This is a genomic window from Novosphingobium profundi (genome assembly GCF_018491765.1).
GTDB classification, from domain to species: domain Bacteria; phylum Pseudomonadota; class Alphaproteobacteria; order Sphingomonadales; family Sphingomonadaceae; genus Novosphingobium; species Novosphingobium profundi.
In genome coordinates this window covers 1-5,008 of the sequence record NZ_JABWCU010000053.1, presented here as the reverse complement: position 1 = coordinate 5,008, position 5,008 = coordinate 1, and the positions used below count along the sequence as shown (strand labels likewise).

The 5,008-nt window shown below is 53.2% G+C and carries 4 protein-coding genes; 1 reads left to right on the top strand and 3 read right to left on the bottom strand.

The genetic code is table 11. The features are described from left to right. Positions 1 to 74: 74 nt before the first annotated feature. Positions 75 to 506, bottom strand: a complete 432-nt coding sequence (locus tag HT136_RS25815; RefSeq protein ID WP_343222328.1) for a LuxR C-terminal-related transcriptional regulator — start codon at positions 504 to 506, stop codon at positions 75 to 77. 730 nt (positions 507 to 1,236) lie between these two features. Between HT136_RS25815 and HT136_RS25810 the strand changes: the two genes are divergently transcribed. Beyond that, on the top strand, positions 1,237 to 1,914 hold the full coding sequence (locus tag HT136_RS25810; RefSeq protein WP_214202622.1) for a hypothetical protein: 678 nt from the start codon (positions 1,237 to 1,239) through the stop codon (positions 1,912 to 1,914). Here the strand turns inward: HT136_RS25810 and HT136_RS25805 are convergent. Both HT136_RS25805 and HT136_RS25800 read right to left on the bottom strand, forming a co-directional pair. Further along, positions 1,853 to 2,686 carry a hypothetical protein gene (locus tag HT136_RS25805; protein ID WP_214202621.1) on the bottom strand — a complete coding sequence of 278 codons (834 nt, stop codon included), beginning with the start codon at positions 2,684 to 2,686 and terminating at the stop codon, positions 1,853 to 1,855. The two genes, HT136_RS25810 and HT136_RS25805, sit on opposite strands and share 62 nt — an antisense overlap. A 326-nt stretch (positions 2,687 to 3,012) precedes the next feature. Continuing rightward, the coding region (locus tag HT136_RS25800; protein ID WP_214202620.1) for a conjugal transfer protein TraG N-terminal domain-containing protein at positions 3,013 to 5,008 on the bottom strand (1,996 nt) is incomplete at its 5' end.

Genomic DNA, 5,008 nt, shown 5'->3' with positions numbered 1-5,008 from the left:
TGCTGCCATTCAACTTCGAAAAACACGCCTGACCTGCCGACGTCGCCGCGATGGCCTGTCTCGTCCAGCGTCAACTATGATGGCCGCACTGCCTCCGGAAGCAACGTGCTACGAAATGCGCGCTTACCATAATCCGGTCTCAAAAGTTCATTGAGTTGGTCGGTGACCGAAACATCACAACTTGCCGCGAACGAAAAGATAGGATCGACCTCTGAATCGCTAGGCCCACGATCGACTTCCCATGTCCCTGCGTCGACAGAAGAAATGCTATATGTGGTTTTTCCACATGCCGATAATAAATCACTATAGCGTCGTATGGTGGCCTTTCGGTTGGTCGTTCCCCAGCGCTCCCGAATGGCAGAAATCCGCTGATCGACTGTTGTGGGAGCAAGACCTAGGCGCCGTGCAATCTCCTTCGTCGTCAAATGCTGCGCAAGGAGATCGAGCACCTCCACATGCTTTGGGGTCAACATTTCCAAAGCCTGCTGCGCCTCGGTTTCTGTCACATTGCCCTCTTCAAAGTTGAGCGTCACCTGACCTAAAACGACGAAATCTACGCCATCGCCATCGCATCTAAGATACCTATGGTTTGGTCCCAACGTGCATAGAGATTGGACCAAACTTAGCGATATTTCCAATAATCTATGGCCGCCTTTTTGATTAGGCTAGCCTGGAAGCCTGATCGGCGCTGATCTTTGTGAAATCGCCCAATCGAAAGCCACCTTCGCCCGACTGCCGAACGCAAGACGGCAAGCATTATATCCGATTGGATACAACAAAAACCACAAGTGAGGAAAAACCACAGGTCAACGAAGCACAATTGCCCGGACCCGCGATCCGACATCAACATGCATGTACGGAAAAGGGAGTGTGCGGCCATGACCTACCGAGCGGCCAGGAATACATATGCTCTGTCCATATTGCCCTCAGAGGATCCTAGGGGGTCCGATGGCGCACATACGCCATGCTAACGGGCGGAACTCTAAGCACACTCCTGGGCGATCTGCAGGCGCTTGCAGAGGCAGCGCGCAAGAGCAATGAAGGGCACGCTTTAGATCTGAAAGAGCTTGAGCGGCTGAGCGCAGTCTCAATGAGAGTTGCGAAGCATGACCCATTCGAGCCGCTGACGCTCGAGGCAAAGCGCATTATCGAGCACACACGGGAAATTTTAGGACTTATGGACTAGCAATCTGCGGCCAACACCTTGGCCGAGCTAAAACCTGTGATACGAAGCAAATGATGCAACCAGCCAAACAGCTCGACAAACTCTATAAAACGGCCATGCTCAGCTTTCGACAAGCCGATGACGCTCGTATTGAGGAGCTCCGCTGGTCAATAGCAAAGGGTGAAAAGCCTAGAGGAAAGGTCACCCCACAGGATCTCGCAGCGCTATTTAGCGAGACGGAAAGCTGGGCTGAAAATACGTTCACTGAACTTCGAGCAACGGGCTTCATCGAGCACAAGCTAACCCATTTCGAGTGGGCTCAATATCGAGGCCAGGAAAACCAAAGGGATATCGATTTCCTGATGGCGTTGGAAGCAATCGTCATCCTAGAGTTGGCGAAAGTTCAGGCAGAAAATCTATATGATGTTCTTACTCCAATCAAATCAATGTGGAGTTCAAGAAGACAAAAGCTAAGCGCACTTGGCTTATGCTTTAAAGCTCAGGCCACTATGTCACGGCTTATTGCGCATATCGGAGAACCGGAATTATTTCTGATATATTCGAATGTCGCGCGTCCAGCGCTGGTTTACGCATGGGCATCTGCACTCGACGATAAGATGCTGACTGACCTCTCTCGGAATACTAAACGCTTAATCAAAGCTTTGGGCACTGGCGATAGCCAAGCTGCTATTGATCTGCATTCACGCATTCGTTCAAGCTACCCTCGAACACCCACGGCTCAAAGCTAGCCGTCAAAAAAGGGATGAGTATGGGAAACGCCGGCAGGGACATGTTCACTGCACGCCCTCTGAAATCCCGCTCTCGAACCCGATTAAGGCTTTCAGTCCTATTTATCGCATGGCAGTTCTCGTCAGGCTTGGAAACTTTATCGAGAACTTGAGCCCTTAGGTCCAGCCAGGTTTTAATAATCGACGCTTCTACGTCAGCGATGTGCTTTTCCGTTTCCATTTCGCACCAATCGTTGACCAGGCGTCTAAGTCTCGTGCAAATCCTCTTGCCCGCGACAGTATTCCAGCAAACCCGAAAAAATGCCGGAGGGACAATTCTACCTACTACCTCAGAAAGGTTGCTTCGAGACCCTGCGCTAAATAGTAGCGAAATTCCTTCAATGTATTTTAAGAATAAATTCTCATCATCAATTTTCAATTCGATCGATGCACTGACCACTTCCCGAAAACGCTTCATGCGAACATCATCGGCAACGATCCGCCTTGCACATATTCCAACCAAAACGCCTAGCCTGTCAAAGCAGTCGGAAAGCCGATTCTGGTCCCAAAGGACCGGAAAATAGCTATGTCCCCTACGCTCAAGATACCCGTCACTGGATAAGCCGTTCAACAGACCAACCGACGCCTGGTACGGAAGGCCTGCTTCTTCGGCAAAAGCTCTGCTTCCGGTGCCCTCATCAGCCATGAAATCGCCCGTCAGCAACCTGCATCTGAAAGCCAGATAAAGCTCGAGTTGCCTGTCAGCCATCTTTTGGATCTTAGCCTGCGTCATGGTCGCGATAACCTAGCGGCAGACCGGTTAACAGCGCAACCATAACAACCCCTTTCCTCTACGCTCACAGCTCATCCATAGATTTTGGACGAGAGCTGTGATAACGTAAACGAAAGGAGTTGTATTATGACAATGCCATTTGACGGTTCAGTCGCCGGCGAGGCTCTTGGCATGATGCAGTGGGACGATGATTTCCGAAATCGTTGCGACGAGGAATTCTCATCCTCATCTGTCGCGTGCGAGGACTTTGACGCACAGTCTGCAAAGATCCTACTTCCCATTATCATGACTATTTTTGTGGTATTTTTCTTGGGGATCGCAGCCCTTTAACGGTTGCGCCCCTTTTCTTCAAACCATCTCCGGTCCAACTGGTCATCGACTTTCTGATTGAGGTCGGACGCCCCGATGACCGATGACGAGCGGCTCCTTTCAGCCGCCGAACGCGAAGCGTCTAGAGATTTTCCGCCTTCGTCAATCTGATCCCCTACTTTGTCGCGATATCCCTCGGTATCAAGCTTTGGCCGGCTAACCCCACGTCCTCCGCCGCCGCCAGGTACTCGAGACAAATCAGCACGACTAAAGTCACCGGGACCTGGCAGAGGATCGTGGCCCTCCATTGGAGACACCATGTGCTCGCGAACAGGCGCCATGATCTCCTCGATATAATCTTTCCCGATTTCATCGACGATCAGCTGTCTCGCCCGCATCTGAGCAGGGGTTAAATCTGTCGATTGGAGCGACGGGGCTATGCCACGAAAACGCTCACTATTGGCATAATCCGCATAACGACTGGCGATAATCTGAGACAAATCGTTCGACGCCTGAAGCCCCCCACCCTCTCGGGCTGTGAATGTCGTTCCGAGCGATCGCTGAACCTCCTCAGCCTCGGTCATCCGATCCGCAATGGACCGAACACGATCCTGGTATTCATCCTGTGTAAGGGTGACCCCATGGAAGGATTCGGACCGATCAGTATTTGTGGTACTGTCAAATTGATCCTCAGACGTCCGCGAAGATTTGGCGTACTCCTCCCCGCTCCGGTTGCTTTCGGACGCGCTAGACGTCGATCGATCAGCCCTGTTCGATGTCGAGTTGCTCGTAAGGTATACGCCATCCGAGGTCTCGTGGTTATAGCTTCCGCTAACACCTGCGCTTGAAGCATCGCCAAGCCTTTTGGCAGCCGCCCTGCCCCGACCCTTGCTACCTCCTTCCTGACCATCTGCGCCAGGCATTGCAGCGCCGGCGCCATTACCTGTTTCGCTCTTTCCCCCTCCTAATTTTGGAACACCAATCCTGGCGTCAACACCCCACTTGGTCGAAGTCTGATCCCGATATTGATCCGATGAACCTCGCTGAATCTCCGCTCCCTGGCTGATGTCACGACCTTGGGCGAGTTGCTCCGTGCGGCCCTTGGAGTTGGTAAGTGAATCGCTCGTGCCTGCCCCAAGGCGCACACCTGAAGCTGTTTCTGTGCCAGAGGAATAACGCGATCCGGACGACACACTAAAGCCCCGTCGCTGGCCATATGAGAGTAGCTCGGACATCTCGTGTTGGAGACCACGCCGGTACGACTCGATCTCGCTTGCAGCCTGGGTCTTCTCTCCCATCGTCGAGCTCATCATCGACGCTGAGAACCCGAGATTGCTCATGCCTGGGCGATTGTCGTAGATCACAGTGCCATCGGCGGCAACACCATATTTCGTCCCATTCTCGTTGACATAATTCATCATGCCAGCACCGGCCGTGAACGATGGCGCGGTATTCCAGTGATCTCGCTGTACGACGTTCCCTGTCAGGTTCTGGAAGCTTTGATTTCCGTAGGAGTAGTTTCCAGTCGTGCGCTCGGCCGCCGCCGCTTCAGCCGCCGCCTGCGCCGGAGCGAGCATCGACGTTGCCTGGGTAGAGACCGCCATTGCGCCGCGGGCCAAGCCCGCCGCAAGGAAGGGAATCGACATCATCATGAACCCGGCGATTGTCGCCGTGTCCCCGTTGACGGCATCGATGCCTTCCATCGTGCTCATCTTGAAACCACCGGGCGCTGCGGCCGCCATGGCGGACTCCTCCCGCCCCATGATGAACATGTGCAAAACCGCGTACAAAGGCCCCCAGGCCGCCAAATAGAAAAAGCCAGTCAGATACCCTTTAAGCGCCCCAACCCCTGTTTGCGGAAAGAGGAAGAGCGGGAATGTTGATTGCCACTGAGAAGTGATGGAGTGGATGCCCCCTCCCGACGGCATCGAATGTGCCATTGTGATGTTTCCGAACGTCACAGCAGAGGAGAAGGCATCCATGGGTGAAGTTAGCATCATCGGTCTGGATCTG

Excerpts from the sequence above, each read along its gene's own strand:
- HT136_RS25810 (WP_214202622.1), top strand. The coding sequence starts at position 1,237 with ATGATGCAACCAGCCAAACAGCTCGACAAACTCTATAAAACGGCCATG.
- HT136_RS25805 (WP_214202621.1), bottom strand. The coding sequence starts at position 2,686 with ATGACGCAGGCTAAGATCCAAAAGATGGCTGACAGGCAACTCGAGCTT.